10 protein-coding genes are annotated in these 15,569 nt (G+C 33.1%); 6 read left to right on the top strand and 4 right to left on the bottom strand.

What is annotated here, in order from left to right; genetic code table 11:
• Positions 1-296 precede the first annotated feature (296 nt).
• The 3 genes from V6624_RS23265 (at position 297) to V6624_RS23255 (ending at position 1,874) form a co-directional block, all read left to right on the top strand.
• Complete coding sequence (locus tag V6624_RS23265; RefSeq protein WP_111289084.1) at positions 297-737, top strand: lipocalin family protein; 441 nt, start codon at positions 297-299, stop codon at positions 735-737.
• Positions 718-1,014: a DUF721 domain-containing protein gene (locus V6624_RS23260; protein WP_111289082.1), complete on the top strand. Its 297-nt coding sequence runs from the start codon at positions 718-720 to the stop codon at positions 1,012-1,014. The genes V6624_RS23265 and V6624_RS23260 overlap by 20 nt, the downstream gene beginning before the upstream one ends.
• A gap of 140 nt (positions 1,015-1,154) precedes the next feature.
• Positions 1,155-1,874, top strand: coding sequence for a hypothetical protein (locus V6624_RS23255; protein ID WP_111289080.1), 720 nt, complete (start codon positions 1,155-1,157; stop codon positions 1,872-1,874).
• Positions 1,875-1,963: 89 nt separating this feature from the next.
• Here the strand turns inward: V6624_RS23255 and V6624_RS23250 are convergent, their stop codons facing one another.
• The 3 genes from V6624_RS23250 to bshC all read right to left on the bottom strand — a co-directional run bounded on the left by V6624_RS23250 (position 1,964) and on the right by bshC (position 5,589).
• A complete protein-coding gene (locus V6624_RS23250; protein WP_012026941.1) occupies positions 1,964-2,383 on the bottom strand; it encodes a nucleoside-diphosphate kinase in 420 nt (139 codons plus the stop codon).
• A gap of 218 nt (positions 2,384-2,601) precedes the next feature.
• A complete protein-coding gene (locus tag V6624_RS23245) occupies positions 2,602-3,873 on the bottom strand; it encodes an acyltransferase family protein (RefSeq protein WP_111289078.1) in 1,272 nt (423 codons plus the stop codon).
• Between the two features lie 126 nt (positions 3,874-3,999).
• Positions 4,000-5,589: a bacillithiol biosynthesis cysteine-adding enzyme BshC gene (bshC, locus tag V6624_RS23240; RefSeq protein ID WP_111289076.1), complete on the bottom strand. Its 1,590-nt coding sequence runs from the start codon at positions 5,587-5,589 to the stop codon at positions 4,000-4,002.
• A gap of 272 nt (positions 5,590-5,861) precedes the next feature.
• Between bshC and V6624_RS23235 the strand changes: the two genes are divergently transcribed.
• The 3 genes from V6624_RS23235 to V6624_RS23225 all read left to right on the top strand — a co-directional run bounded on the left by V6624_RS23235 (position 5,862) and on the right by V6624_RS23225 (position 8,159).
• Entirely contained in the window at positions 5,862-7,139 is a 1,278-nt protein-coding gene (locus V6624_RS23235; protein ID WP_111289074.1) for an MFS transporter, read from the top strand.
• Between the two features lie 102 nt (positions 7,140-7,241).
• On the top strand, positions 7,242-7,496 hold the full coding sequence (locus tag V6624_RS23230) for an autorepressor SdpR family transcription factor (protein WP_111289072.1): 255 nt from the start codon (positions 7,242-7,244) through the stop codon (positions 7,494-7,496).
• Between the two features lie 3 nt (positions 7,497-7,499).
• Complete coding sequence (locus tag V6624_RS23225; protein WP_111289070.1) at positions 7,500-8,159, top strand: SdpI family protein; 660 nt, start codon at positions 7,500-7,502, stop codon at positions 8,157-8,159.
• A gap of 120 nt (positions 8,160-8,279) precedes the next feature.
• Here the strand turns inward: V6624_RS23225 and V6624_RS23220 are convergent, their stop codons facing one another.
• Complete coding sequence (locus V6624_RS23220; protein WP_338840393.1) at positions 8,280-15,509, bottom strand: T9SS type B sorting domain-containing protein; 7,230 nt, start codon at positions 15,507-15,509, stop codon at positions 8,280-8,282.
• Positions 15,510-15,569: the final 60 nt, after the last annotated feature.

The raw sequence follows: 15,569 nt of genomic DNA, 5'->3' as shown, positions 1-15,569 counted from the left end.
TAGTAGAAAAAGGTATTTTAAATTTGATTTTTAAATTAGAGTATTTGGGTGTAAAAATCCTTATCTTTTAAAATAAGCATTACCCATAGAAGTTATTATATAATCAGAATAAGGTATTTTGATGTTTTTTTCATCTTGGTAAATTTGTTTTTTTTAGAATGAAATAATTAATGTAAAGTATTTTTTTGATGATTATAAGGCTATCTTTGTAGTCCGAGAAAAATTTCTGCAAAACAGATAGCAATGCGCTAAAGTTGGCTAACGAAGTAAGTGGCTGCTAAAAAAATATATTATTTATGAGAAACACTTTTATGATTTTGGTTTTGTCGTTCTTATTTGTGAGCTGCAAACAGGAAATTAAACCTGATGATATTACTAAGTTAAATGGCTACTGGGAAATTGAAAAAGTGGTTTTTGATAAAGGTGAAGAGAAAGATTATAAGATGAACGAGACTTTTGATTTTTTTCAAATCAAGAATAATAAAGGTGTTCGAACGAAAGTTATGCCACAGTTTGATGGAACTTTTCTAACAACAGATACTTTTGAAAATGTTTCGGTTCGTTTTGCCGGAGAGCAGGTTTTCTTGGATTATAAAACAAAGTATGCAAAATGGAGTGAAGAAATTATTTCACTTTCAGATGACAAATTAGTGGTTAAGAATCCGCAAAAAATAGAATATCATTATAAAAAAGCTGGACCAGTAAATTTATTAGACGATGGCGAAAAGACTAAATAACGAAAGTACTATTAGTGCTGTATTACAGCAGATTATTCAAGTGAATAAATTGCAGCCAGGAATGGATGAGATTGATGTTCGTGATGCTTGGAAAAATCTTATGGGGAGCGGAGTGAATACTTATACTCGAAATGTTGTTTTGAAAGGAGGTACGCTTTATGTGGAATTAGGTTCTTCTGTTCTACGTGAAGAATTGACTCATGGAAAGTATAAAATAATAAAAATGATCAATGAAGAATTGGGTCGTGAGGTAGTAAAAGAAGTTGTTTTACGCTGATTTTATTAGGCTTTTTTTAATAAGATAAATTTTAAAAATAATTAACACTTCACTTGTGGAGTGTTTTTTTTTACGATACATTTGAGCGTTATTTTTTGTAAGTAACATCCTTTTAATAACCCAAACAAATTAACAAAACAATGAAAAAAATTTTACTTATTTTAACCGTATTATTTACTTTAACTGGTTATTCGCAAAAGAAAAAAGTTGCTGTTGTTTCTTTTTATACAGATAAAACAATAGATCTTTCTGAGCTTGGTTTAAATGGTCTGGCAGCAGTAACAGATTTAGGAAGTAATCCGAACTTTAATTTATTGCCAATTTTGGAGAAATATCATACGGCATTTTTCAATGATTATTCAAAAAAATTCCCATTTGATTTAATTCCAGAAACTGATGTGACTCAAAAACAAGAATATATTGATTACGTTCCTCATTTTGACAAAGAAGGAGAAGCTGGAAAATATATTATCAATTTCCCTGGATACAAATATATTTATGAAGGGATAAATGGTTCTGCAAATGAAGTAGCAACAGCTACTATGTTTAAAGATAATGCTGACGGTGTTTTATTTACTGAAATTCATTTTGCTGTTGTAAAAGGATTTGCTGTTGGTGGTACAGGAACTATCAAGATGAGAGCTTATGCAAGAATTGCTTTGTATGATAAAAACGGAAAAAAAGTATTTGCTTTCAATGAAGGAGCAAACTCTAAGAAAACTGGAACTATTGTAGGAGGAATTCCTGTTTTATCTTTTGAAAAAGTATTGCCAATGTGTGAAAGTGCATTAGACGAGCTTCTAAAAGATTTAGATGGAAGAATCGAGAAAATGGTAAAAAAGACTTCTGATAACCTTTAGTCAATTTTATACTTAAAAGAAAAACCCCGCTTCAATTGAAGCGGGGTTTTTTGTGTTTTATAATTTAAAATTTTAAGTCTAACCTAAAATTAAAATTGCTCTCTTCCTGCAAAGTGGAATGCACTTTCGATAGCAGCGTTTTCGTCGCTGTCAGATCCGTGAACTGCATTTTCTCCGATAGAAGTAGCGTATGCTTTACGAATAGTTCCTTCAGCAGCTTCAGCTGGGTTTGTAGCTCCAATTAAAGTTCTGAAATCTTCTACTGCGTTATCTTTCTCTAAAATAGCAGCAACAATTGGTCCACGAGACATGAATTCAACTAATTCTCCGTAGAAAGGTCTTTCTGCGTGAACTGCGTAAAATGCTTTTGCATCTGCAACAGTTAATTGAGTTAATTTTAATGAAACGATTTTGAAACCACCATTAGTAATCATTGCTAAGATATTCCCGATGTGTCCGTTTGCAACAGCATCTGGTTTAATCATTGTAAAAGTTCTATTTGTTGCCATTTTGTATTTTATTAAATTTTGTGCAAAAGTATACTTTTTTTATGAATTGATTTTAATAAATTCATAATTTAAACACATTAGAATGATGTTTTGACCAATAAAAGCATTTTCTTAAACCATATAGGTGATTGTAGAGATGCGCTGTAGTGCATCTAGCGCAATTTTGATAAAAACAATAAAGACGCACTGCGGTGCGTCTCTACATAATGTGGTGCTTTTTATACTTTAAAAATCAGTTTATTTCTGTAGAAAATCCACAATATAAATGTCCATATTCCAACATAAGTTAATGCACCAGCCAATGAAGCTGTCATCGGATTGCTGAAAAATGGTGCAATTCCAAAACGGTATAGATAATCTAAAAGGTTAATTTGTTCGCCAGCAAGCGATGGATGCTGAAAACGAATCATTACCAAAGCTTGAGGAATAATTTGTGAAGCAAAGAAAACAATCATTGGGTTTACTCCCCAAATAATAAATAGTTTAAAGCCTTTTTTGTATTCCTTAATGTCGATGATGTAATATAGAGCTGTTAAACAAACAGTTGCTAAACCAGTGGTGTATAAAACATAACTGCTTGTCCAAATTGATTTGTTTATTGGAAAAATTAAATCCCAGATTAATCCGAAAAATATAAGTGCAGTTCCAATTCTGCCCATTGTAAATGCTTTTTGAATTTTGCTTATATTAAGTAGTAAAATTTGCCCAATGAATAAACCGATAATTCCATTTACGATTGAAGGTAATGTGCTTAAAATACCTTCTGGATCCCAAGTATTAGTTTCGTGATACATGTGTCCTTTTAAGAAGATGCTGTCAACCCAAGCAGCTAAATTGGTGCCTCTTTCTAAATTAGCTTCTCCAAAACCAGGAACAGGAATTAAAGTCATAACGGCCCAATATCCTAAAAGCAAAATTGCCCCTGTAATAATTTGAGTTTTTCGGGATGTTTTTAGATACAAAAGCGAAACAACAAAATATACTACTGCAATGCGCTGCAAAACTCCAGGAAGACGAACGTCTTGATAATTTTCAAATCCACCGTAAGCTAAAATGAGATAAATGGCTAAAATGCTAAATGCGAAAATGTTTTTTAGACGCGTGCTGAAATTTCCCATCAAAGCATAACCAACTGCAAAAGTAATGACTAATCTTGCTATTAGAAGTGGAATTCCGTCTAATCCAAAAAGCTGAATTTTTCCAAAAAAATTAAAGAAAATCCCCAAACAGAACATTCTTAAAGAACGAATCAGGATTTTGTTGAATGTTGTTTCATCATACGTTTTCTCTGGCATTGCAAGCGGTACGGCAACTCCCATTATAAAAATAAAAAATGGAAATACTAGATCGGTTGGTGTGCAGCCGTTCCAGTGTGCGTGTAAAAGCGGAGGATAAACATTTCCCCAATCACCGGGATTGTTTACAATAGTCATCAATAGAATAGTCAGTCCGCGAAAGACATCAAGCGAAATTAGGCGTTCTCTTACCATTAGGTTAGTTAGTTAGTTAATAGGTTATAAAATATAATTCTATTTGGTTTGAGAGAGCAATAATCTAGGAAATGAGCTGGTTATTTGTTCCTAAATCAGCACTTTTAATTTCTAAAGATAATTATTTTAGATTATTATGATGTCAAAATTATGTTCTAAAGGTTTTAATTTCTGAATTAAAAGCGGAACCAATTGTTCTCCTTTTTCTAAATAAAATTCAGAAAAATTAGCTTGACGTTCTTGAAGACTGTAATTTGGAAACAATTCGCATTGCAAATCTGTAACACGTTGTAACTGATCTTGAAGTTTTCTTTTTTGAGCTTTTAATAAACGTTTTTCTAAATTTTCAAGGCCTTTCTTCTGCTTTACTTCTTGTGCTTTTACCGCACCTGAGAAAGATTTGTCTGTTTTTTCAGCCAATTCAAAAAGATAAGCAAATTGTTTTTCGAGCGCTTCTTTTTGCTCCGCTAAATCAATTGGAAAAGGAGAAAGTTTATGCGTGATTTCATTAATTAAATTCTCTGATTTATTGAATAAATCTTTCCATGATAAATTTAAATTATCAGCTTTTTTAGCCTGTTTTTCGGTTGCCAAAAGAACTGAATTTCGAACTAATAATATCGGGAAAGTAATATTTACAGCCTCAAAAAACGCTTTTAATTCTAACCAATAAGCAATTTCTCCGCCTCCGCCAATGTAGCAAAGATTTGGCAAAATAATTTCCTGATACAGCGGACGCATGATTACGTTTGGGCTGAATTTTTCAGGATTACTTTCTAAAAGTTTTAGAATTTCTTCTTTCGAAAATGAAATTTTAGTGTTGTTAACTAGATATTTATCATTTTCAAAAATAATTCTTTCGCGAAGTTTGTCTTCAATATAAAATAAATTAATCTCACGCGGATTTACTTGAACGGTATAAGCCGCAAGCTCTTCAATTGATTTTTGAACAGCTTTAAATGAAGTCTGATTTTCTAATTCTTCTTTTACGAAAGGAATAAAAGTACGTTTCAAATCCGCATTATCAGCGTCTAGAATAACCAAACCGTAATTTGCGAAAAGCGCATTGGCTAAAAAACGAGTTGCATCGGCTAGATTTTCGTGTTTTAAATAAGCGTCTTCAAAAAGTTTTTTTAGTGTATTTGCGTTTGTACTTGAACCTAATTCTTTCGAATACACTTCAAATAAATCTTCTAAACCTTCAGATGAAAGTCTTCCAACTGGCCCAGTACTTTCAGCATTCCAGCGGATTTTTTTTCCTTTGAAATTAAAATAATTAATTTCTTCAAAATCGTGATCTTCGGTCGCCATCCAATAAACTGGAACAAAATTGTACGAAGGATATTTTGATTTTAATTCCTTAGTTAAATTAATCGTAGAAATAATTTTATATAAAAAATACAATGGTCCGCTAAAAAGATTTAACTGATGTCCGGTTGTAATGGTAAAAGTATTTTCGAGTGCTAAAAGCGAAATATTTTGTTTGGTTAAATCTGAAATTTCAATATTTTGATATTGCTTTTGCAAAGTGTCAACCAATGCAGTTCGGTTGTTATGATCAAAATTAGCTGATTTTTCAGCAATTTGTTTTTCGAAATTTTCTAAGGTTGGAAAATTATTGTACAGCGGTTTTAACTCTGGCTTTTGATCTAAGTAATCTTGCATTAATTTAGAGAAATATCCAGATGATTGAAAGCTGATACAGTCGGTAGGCATAATTTTAAATTTATTTTTGACAGCTGTAAATTTAATGAAAATATACAGTTAAAAACGCTTTTAACGAATGCTTAAGATTTGATTTTTGATTTTTGTTTTAAAGCACCTAAAATCAAGTTTTTAAATTGGAGTAAAACTCGTGTTTTTAAATTGGAAAAAACAGCAAATTTGTTAAAAAACGAATGATGTTCTAAAACTAATTCTTTGAAATATGAATTATTAATGATGAAACTATATTTTTGTAATCAAAAAAAAAGTTATATCTATTTTACATGAAAACTAACGAGAATAAAAAGAACTCTCTAAAACACGTTCTTTTTGGAAGCCTTATTGGTACCACAATCGAATTTTTTGATTTTTATATTTATGCCAATGCAGCGGTGTTGGTTTTTCCGCAATTATTTTTCCCAAGTTCAGATTCTACAATGGCAACATTAGAATCTTTAGCAACTTTCTCTATTGCCTTTTTATCACGCCCTTTAGGTTCTGCTTTTTTTGGACATTATGGCGATAAAATCGGACGTAAGTTTACTCTTGTTGCGGCCTTATTAACTATGGGAATTTCTACAGTAACTATTGGATTTTTACCAAGTTATGAAAGTATTGGCGTTGCTGCGCCATTATTATTAATGCTTTGCCGATTCGGACAAGGTGTTGGGCTAGGAGGTGAGTGGGGAGGAGCTGTTTTATTGGCGATCGAAAATGCACCACCAAATAAACGTGCTTGGTACGGAATGTTTCCGCAATTAGGTGCTCCAATAGGATTATTGCTTTCTGGTGGAACTTTCTTGTTATTGACAGATTCTATGAGTAATGAAGATTTTATGAATTATGGTTGGAGAATTCCTTTTATTGCCAGTGCATTTTTAGTGATAGTCGGGTTTTATATAAGAACTAAAATTACAGAAACGCCTTCGTTTGAAAATGCTAAAAAGCAAGAAGAAGAAGTGAAAGTCCCTTTTTTAGAATTGGTGAAATCATATAAAAACCAATTGATTTTTGGAACATTCGCTGCCATAACAACATTCTTAGTTTTCTATTTAATGACCGTATTTACATTAAGCTGGGCAACTTCAGATTTAGGAATTGTAAAAAGAGACGGATTATTGATTCAATTATTCTCAGTATTGTTTTTTGCATTTTTTATTCCAGTTTCTGCTGTTGTGGCTGATAAAATTGGTCGTCGCAAAATGCTTATCGCTGCAACTGCGGCTATTGCCGTTTTCGGATTCTTCTTTTCTTACTTTTTAAGTTCTGGAAATATAGTTTTGGTTACCATTTTTGCCTGCATCGGAATGTCATTAATGGGTTTTACTTACGGTCCTTTGGGAACTTTTCTATCGGAGTTATTTCCAACAAATGTTCGCTATTCAGGAGCTTCTTTGACTTTTAATATGGCGGGAATTTTGGGCGCAGCTTTTGCGCCAATGATTGCAATTTGGTTAGCTAAGACCTATGATGTGAGTTATGTAGGTTTCTATTTAGTAACCGCGGCAATTATATCTTTAGTTTCATTCTTGGTAATTAGCAAAGACGAGCATAAGTTTTAAGATATAGATTTAAAATATTTCAAAAGCAGTAATGTAAAAAATTACTGCTTTTTTTTGTTTATTTAAAAAGTATTTAGATATTTGTCTAAATATATAAATGCAATGAACGATATTTTTAAAGCATTGAATGATGCAACTAGAAGAGAGATTCTGGATCTTTTAAAGCAGAAGGATTTATCTGCAGGAGAGATTGCAGACGCTTTTAATATTTCTAAACCGAGTATCTCGCATCATTTAGATATTTTAAAACGGGCTGATTTAATTACATCTGAAAAAAACGGGCAATTCATCATTTACTCCATCAATACCACCATAATGGAAGATGTTTTGCAATGGATACTAACCTTTAAACAATAAAAAATGAATTTAGAATTAAAAAAAGAGCTTCCTCTAATTGGAATTGTTTTGATCCCTTTTGTCTATTTGGCAACAATTTGGAATAGTCTTCCAGAAATCGTTCCTATTCATTGGAACTCTAAAGGAGAAATTGATGGATGGGGAAATAAATTTACTTTAATTGTAATGCTTTTGATGCTTCCTGTTCTGACTTATGTAATTCTGTCGACAATTACTAAGATTGATCCGAAGAAAAGAATGTCTTTAATGGGAGGAAAGTTGTATCAGCTCAAATTTGTCATGGTTCTTTTTATGTCTATTTTGGCTTTGTTTATTGTGTACAGCACCAAAAGCCAATCTGTGTCTAGTCCGAGTTTTATATTCGCATTAGCTGGTGCTTTGTTTATGATTTTAGGCAATTATTTTAAAGTGATCCGACCTAATTATTTCATCGGGATAAAAACGCCATGGACTTTAGAAAGTCAAGAAGTTTGGAAAACAACACATCTATTTGCTGGAAAACTTTGGTTTATTGCTGGCTTGATTACTATTTTAGGAAGTTTAATTTTTGAAAGCTCTATTTTCTCTAAAGTATTTTTAATAATTGTTTTTAGTATAGCAATTGCACCTATAGCTTATTCTTATATAAAATATAGAAGCTTGAAAAAGAAAGAAAATCTATAAATCAATTAATTATGATAAAAGTAATAGTTGTTCTGGTAGAATTGATAATACATTATGTTATAAAGTTTTAAAATAAAAAAGGTTCGCATATTATACGCGAACCTTTTTAAATTTTAGCTATTATCGTTTCAAAGAGAAATGACCTCTATATTCTGTTCCGTTTAATCTTGTTACAGTAAACCAATAATCGGATGAGGGTTCGTTATATCCTAGATACGTCCCGTCCCAAGATGTGTTTAGTCTTAATTCTTTAATAAATTTCCCATAACGATCAAATATTCGAATTGACGAATTTGGAGCTAAATAAGCAGAATCTATTGTCCAGGTATCATTAAAACCATCACCATTTGGAGTAAAGAATTTTGGAAATGGAAGTTCATCAACAAAATTAATACAATCTCCAATTGTCGCTTCAAGAATGTTTATTGTAACAGGAATTCTGTCACTTTCGCAACTACTAATTGTTTGTGAAGCGTAGTAAATAATTCCATTTTCTAACGGAGTTGATTCGGTTAAAGTAATAGATGAAGACGCACTGTCATACCATTTAATATTTTGTCCAATTATAGCAATATTGCTAATTTTTGCATTTTTCTGAATACAAAATTGCTGAGGAGAATCAGCACTTGGGATTTGTGTATCTTGTATTTTTACAGTTATGGCAAATCTTTCGCTTTCGCAGTTGTTTAGTGTTTGCGTGACATAATAAATACGGCTTTCCAGTAAAGTTGTTTCAGGCAGAATATTTCCATTTGTGGCTGCATCATACCATTTAAGGTCAGTTCCATTTACATTAAGATTTTCTATAGTTGCAATTTCATCAATACAGAACTGCTTATTGCTGTTTCCTGTTGGTAATGGAGTGTCATAAACGTGAACAAGAATTGGTGTTCTATCGCTTTCGCATCCAATAGTTTGAGAAGCGTAATACGTTTTATTATTTTCAAGTACAGTTGTATTTGGTAAAGCAGCTGCAGAAAAATTAGTGTCAAACCATTTTATATTTTGCCCCGTTATTTGAATGTCATTTAGAGTTTTATTTTCTTTTTTACAAAATGCCTGTTCTTGATTTGCATTTGGCACAGACGGCGTGGTAACAATTGAAACAGTAACTCCAAATCTTGGGCCTTCACAATTATTTATGGTTTGAGAAGCGTAATATGTTTTTCCGTCTACCAGAGCAGTAGTTTCGGTTAACAAAGAACCATTTGTTGATGCATCATACCATTTTATCGAAGTTCCCGTAATTTCAATATTGGCAATTGCCGCATTTTGACCTGTACAAAATTGCTGATTTGCATTTCCAGTTGGAGCTAATGTAACTTGAATATTAATTGTAACTGGAACTCTTTCGCTTTCACATCCGCTTATGGTTTGTGAAGCATAATAAGTTGCGTTGTCTTGAAGTACAGTTGTGCTTGGAACGAGTGTTCCTCCCGTTAAGTTGCTGTACCATTTTATATTTTGCCCCGTAATTTGAATGTCATTTAGTCCCGCATTTTGATTAACGCAGAAAGTCTGAGGGCTAACTAGAGCCGGCTTTGGAGTAAAATTTGTAAAAGGAGTTATGATAACTTTGGTTGCATTTGAGATACAGCCTTTATTATTTTTTATCTTAATAAAATAAGTATCGGGATCAAGATTTGATTTTGTTGCAGTTGTAACCCAGCTAGCACCATTATCAAAACTGTATTCCGATGCAGCATCGGTAATTGTAATGGTACCTTTAAGATTATTGCAATCGGGCTGGATAGGCGTAAATGCAGGATTGCTCGGATAATCTGTTGGAGGATTAATGATGGTAGATAATGGAGCAGACTCACAGCCACTACTATTTTTAACACGAACCATATAGGTTCCAGCTATTAAATTTCCTGAATTTGGATTGGCTGAATAATTTTTACCATTGTCAAAACTATATTGAGCAGCAGTACTTGTAATTAAAATTGAGCCAAATGGATTGCTGCAAGTAGTAGGCTGAGTAACATTTAGAGTTGGGATTGCTGGAGCATCTGGTGCTGCATTGATAGTCGCTTTATACGCAATAGATGGACAGCCATTTGTATATTTTATTCGGATAAAATAACTCCCAGGAGATAAACTGGCAGTATTACTGGTGCTCCAGTTAAGGCCATCATCAAAACTATACAGATTTGCAACTGTAGTAACCATAATGCTTCCGGTAGTCGAATTACAGCCCGTTGGATTTGTAACTGCAACTTGTGGTGCTTCAGGTATTACTGGTGCAGCTTGTATAGTGACAGGCGCAGCAAGAGAAATACACCCAGATTTATTAATCACCAAATTATAGGTTCCTGCAGATAAATTAGATTTTGTATTGGATGTTCCAAATGTAATTCCGTTATCAAAACTATAAAGATCTGCTGCAGTATTAATTGTAATTGATCCCGTAAAATCAGTACAAGTGGGTTGGATTGCTTTAAAAGCAGGAGCTGCAAGCGGTGATAATGGCGATATCGTGACTTGAGCAGCATCTGAAACACAGCCTGCTGAGTTTTTAATTTTTATGAAGTAAGTACCTGGAGATAGATCAGTTTTTGTATTAGAAAAAACGTAGGTTAATCCGTTATCATAACTATAAGTTGCTGCATTTGTCGTAATGGTAATAGAACCTTTTGACGAGCTACAATTTGGCTGAGTTGTAGTAAAACTTGGAGCTGCAATCGTAGTGCCAGAACTCAAGTTGACAACGGTTGTTGATGATTCGCAACTATATGAATTTGTTTTGATTTTAATAATATATGTGCCAGCTCCTACATTTACTTTTGTAGGACTTGTTGTCCAGCTGTTTCCGTCATTGAAACTATAGCTTATCGCTGATGATGTTATGGTAATGCTGCCATCAGTTGCACCACAAGAAGAAGGCTGAGTGACCTTTACAGTCGGCGCGGCAGGAATTGCGGGCGGAGTATTTATATAAGTATAACTGCCAAAAGAGATACACCCTAGAGTGTTTTTTATTAATACATTGTATGAGCCGCCAGCTAAATTTTTCTTTATAGGGTTTGTAGTCCAAGTTGTTCCTCCATCAAAACTATATTGGTCCGCAGTCGAATTTACTATTATAGTTCCGGTAGGAGTGCTACATGTGGGCTGAATAGAGGTAATATTTGGTGAGGGTAGGTAATATTTGTATATGTAAACATATTGTGAATTTGATTTACATCCTGTTGCATTTTTAATAAGTATATTATAAGATGAACTTACAGGATTTAATAAAATTGGATTTGTAGTCCAAGTGGTGCCTCCATCAAAACTATAATTGTCGGCAGGTGTTGTAACGGTAATACTTCCGTCATTTCCACATTCGGGTTGTACTACTTTTATGTTTGGATTGGGCAGATAATAAGGATTAATGTTTATTGATAAACCATTAGATTTACACCCCGCTGCGTTTTTTATCATGATATTGTAATAACCAGAAGTAAGTCCTGAAAGAACTGGGTTAGTTGTCCAAGTATAGCCATTGTCAAAGCTATAAGAAGCGGCAACTGTTGCAATAGTAATACTTCCATTGACACCACATGTGGGTTGAATTAATGTGAAATCGGGATTAGGTAAATAATATTGTTGCAGATAAGTGTATATGCCATAAAGGTTAGATGTGCACCCAGAAGCATTTTTTACTACTAAAGAATAAGAGTTTGGACTAAGATTAGTAAATACAGGATTAGTACTCCAAGTTGCGCCTCCATCGATACTGTACTGTGCTTCAGTTGAAGTAAAGGTTATACTTCCTCCAACTCCACAGGTCGGTTGTGTTGTTTTGAAGGTAGGATTTGGGAGATAAAACTCTTGAAGATATACTGAGTTCGAGTTAGAAACACAACCTTGAGCATTTTTAATCATAGGGTAATAATATCCTGCTGAAAGGTTGGAAAAAACAGGACTTGTTACCCAATTTGCCCCATCAATGCTGTAAAAGCTCGCAGTAGTATTAATTTTAACACTGCCTTTTGTTCCGCATCCTGGTTGAACGATGGTTAAATTGGGTTGTGCCAGCTTCGAGGAGTCCAAATAAATGGAAATGGTATTGGATATGCAATTAGCCTTTTTTATCATTAAATAGTAAAATCCCTGGGGTAAATTATTAAATACCTTATTTGTACTCCAAGTTGCACCATAATCGATACTGTAATAGTCTGCAGTAGTGTTAAATGTAATATTGCCAATATTTCCACAACTTGGATTGGTAACTGAATAATCTGGATCAGGAAGCCTTGCATCGTTAATTGAAACGCTAACATAGTTAGAAACACATCCTAAACTGTTTTTTATTGCAATGTTGTAATATCCATAAGAAGTAAGATTTGATAGTAAAGGAGAAGTTCCCCAAGTATAGCCTCCATCAAAACTATAGAAACTAGCAGTTGTATTTATTTTAATGCTACCCGAGGATGTACAAGTGGGTTGAACAACAGTGTAATCTGGTACATCTATATTTGGATTATTCAAATAAATAGTATTGGGGTAAGAGGTACAGCCAAGACTGTTTTTTATAATTATGCTATAAATACCAGGAGGTAATGATTTAGAATTTAGGGTTGTCCATGTTAAACCATTGTCAAAGCTATAAAAGTCGGATAACGAGTTGATGGTGATTTTTCCGTTTACACCACAAGTTGGCTGATCCGAAGTAATAATTGGCATATCCAAATAAGGCTGATATAAAGAAACATAACTAGCAGAACTGATACATCCTGCACTGTTTTTTATTTTTATTTGATAGGTTCCAAAAGGTAAAATTTTAACATTATTAGTAGTCCAGGTTACCCCATCATCAAAACTATAAGAATCTGCTACTGTAGTAATAGTAATGCTTCCATCTTTTCCGCAAACAGGTTGTTCAGTTGTATACTGAGGATAGGAATCTTTAAAATCATTTAAATAAGCATAGGAATAATAAGAAGTACAACCTAAAGCATTTTTAATTCCTAAAGAATAGCTTCCTGGATCTAAATTGCTGATCTTGTTGTTTGTAACCCATGTAGTCCCTCCATCAAAAGTATAAAAATCCGAAAGAGTATTGATGGTAATACTTCCTTTTGTAGTACAAGCAGGTAATTCGATTGTATAAGTTGGAGTTTCTAGCGTATTACTACTGATGAGTACATTGTTTGCTGATGAAATACAACCTTGTAAATCTTTGGTGCGAATTTTATAATTTGCTGGTAAAAGATTATTAGCAGTAGGATTAGTTACCCAAGTTGTACCATCATCAAAGCTATAATACGCAGCTGGAGTTGTAATGGTAATACTGCCAATATCTCCACAAAATAAAGGATTGGTATAACTGTAATTAGGATACAAAGTGGAAGCCGCTGTAATAGTTACACTTTGAGAGTAGGAAGTACAGCCATTTACGGTCTTTATTTTTACTAAATAGGTTCCAGGATACAAATTGCTCTTTGTATTGCTTGTCTCCCAAGTTGTACCATTATCAAAACTATATTGTGATGCTGGCGAAGTTACTTTTATTGTTCCTGTGGTAGAAAAACAAGAAGGCTGCGTAATCTGCAAAATAGGAGAGACGGCAGTTTGGCTTGGTTCAATAGTAACACTTGCAGTGCTGGCGCATCCATAAGAATCTTTGACCGTAACAGAATAATTTCCTAACGAAGTTACCGTAATACTTTGCGTAGTTGCTCCTGTACTCCATAAATACGAAGCTCCTGAAGAAGAAGTTAATACAGTACTTCCAGAACAAACATTTAGGATACCAGTAATATTTGCTGTGGGATTTTTTACCTCTAAATTGGCAGAAATTATTTTATAGCAAGTTGCATCCTTACTCACTCTAACAAAAATGGAAGCACTTGAACTTGGATAACTTGTAAAATTGGTGATAGCATTCAAGTTGGATTCTGCTTCATTGTAATTTTTGAAATAACTAAAATTTAAACCCGATGTAGAAGGAACTATTAAAGAATTTAATGTAGACAAATTAAAATTTTCAGTTCCGTCACGGTTTGCATCACATTGGGATATTTTCGCAGTTGTTACATTAATAGTACAACTTGATGAACAATTCAAAAAAGAAATATCCCAGCCAGGATTTGCGTCAGGATCTGTGGCAGAATCAAATGTGGTTCCTGAGCATGAGGTTCCAGAAATATCATAATCAACTTGTATACCTACATTGTAATTAGCGTTTGTAATATTTGGAAAATCACTGGTTTTTAATGTAAAACAAAATTTTTTGTTTGTAGTGTCTAAGCTTGAAGTGGTTGATGTACTATAAATGGACACATTATTGCTGTTGTAGACATTTAAAGTGATTTTTTTTACTGATGCAGAAATTCCTCCAGAATTAGGAATAGTATAATTGCCGCAAACTGAAATTGGTAAAGTCGGACAAACTTTATTCAAAGGTTCAAGCTCAATAGAACCTTGCAAGTTTTCGGCAGAATGTAAGATACAAACATCATCAATATACATATATCCGAAATGCCCGCCCAATCCACATCTTGAAGCCATAAATTCAACGGTAAATTCCTCATTATTTGGAATTGATGAAATGTCCAATATTCCTGATTGCCAATTGGTGGTATATAAAGTAACAAAATCAGAAAATTGACTCGGAACCTTGCTGAAAATGCAATTTTTTTCATCTCCTACCAAACAAAATTCACTGACAACTGTGTTATTTTTATCTAAAATTCGTGCTTTTACAAAAGCTTGATTATCAGTGTGACTATTGTCGTACACACTTTGTAATACTGCTTTGTAGTTAAATTTCAGATAATTTTCATTATTTGTTTTAAACCTTTTGCCCTGAACAATAGAGCCATAAGTTGAGGAGTTTTCATAATTAATTTTAAGGGCATATTGATCAAATGCTTTAATGTCTCCTATATAAGGGTCAATCAAATTGGAAGAAACACCAGTTGCCATAATGTCCATGTTATTAGGATTATAGCGATTGATGTACGAATCAGCAGTATTTGTGATTGATCGGCATTGCGTTGGGCCAGGAGGATCACCAATTGTACAAAGAAAATTCTTTAGATAACTGTTCCCGTTTATAGTTTCATATTGCTCAAAACCTCCATTAGTACACATTTCTACACCTTGAAGAGTAGCTGCTGTTTTGGAAGTTAAATTTCCTTCTTTTGAATTTAAAATTACTTTTTTCAAATTCAGCATTTCTGCTTTCATCTTTTCCTCCCTAATTTTCAAAAATTGTTTTTGCTGTTCCAAATTTTGAATTAGATGACCATCTTTATCTTCTAACAATAATTTTTTGGAAGAATTCGGATTAATTTCTTGTGAAAAAACACAAGTATATTTAATAAAAACAATAAATAAGAGTAAAGTTCTAAGCTTCATTTAGGGAAATTTTGTTGACAAATATAGCCAAAATACAATGCCATAAATATGAAAAGAAAA

The sequence above is a fragment of the Flavobacterium ginsenosidimutans genome (assembly GCF_037478105.1).
Taxonomy (GTDB): domain Bacteria; phylum Bacteroidota; class Bacteroidia; order Flavobacteriales; family Flavobacteriaceae; genus Flavobacterium; species Flavobacterium ginsenosidimutans.
This window is presented reverse-complemented; position numbering and strand designations above follow the sequence as displayed.

Coding starts and splice junctions, on each gene's coding strand:
- V6624_RS23265 (WP_111289084.1), top strand. CDS start 297: ATGAGAAACACTTTTATGATTTTGGTTTTGTCGTTCTTATTTGTGAGC.
- V6624_RS23260 (WP_111289082.1), top strand. CDS start 718: ATGGCGAAAAGACTAAATAACGAAAGTACTATTAGTGCTGTATTACAG.
- V6624_RS23255 (WP_111289080.1), top strand. CDS start 1,155: ATGAAAAAAATTTTACTTATTTTAACCGTATTATTTACTTTAACTGGT.
- V6624_RS23250 (WP_012026941.1), bottom strand. CDS start 2,383: ATGGCAACAAATAGAACTTTTACAATGATTAAACCAGATGCTGTTGCA.
- V6624_RS23245 (WP_111289078.1), bottom strand. CDS start 3,873: ATGGTAAGAGAACGCCTAATTTCGCTTGATGTCTTTCGCGGACTGACT.
- bshC (WP_111289076.1), bottom strand. CDS start 5,589: ATGCCTACCGACTGTATCAGCTTTCAATCATCTGGATATTTCTCTAAA.
- V6624_RS23235 (WP_111289074.1), top strand. CDS start 5,862: ATGAAAACTAACGAGAATAAAAAGAACTCTCTAAAACACGTTCTTTTT.
- V6624_RS23230 (WP_111289072.1), top strand. CDS start 7,242: ATGAACGATATTTTTAAAGCATTGAATGATGCAACTAGAAGAGAGATT.
- V6624_RS23225 (WP_111289070.1), top strand. CDS start 7,500: ATGAATTTAGAATTAAAAAAAGAGCTTCCTCTAATTGGAATTGTTTTG.
- V6624_RS23220 (WP_338840393.1), bottom strand. CDS start 15,509: ATGAAGCTTAGAACTTTACTCTTATTTATTGTTTTTATTAAATATACT.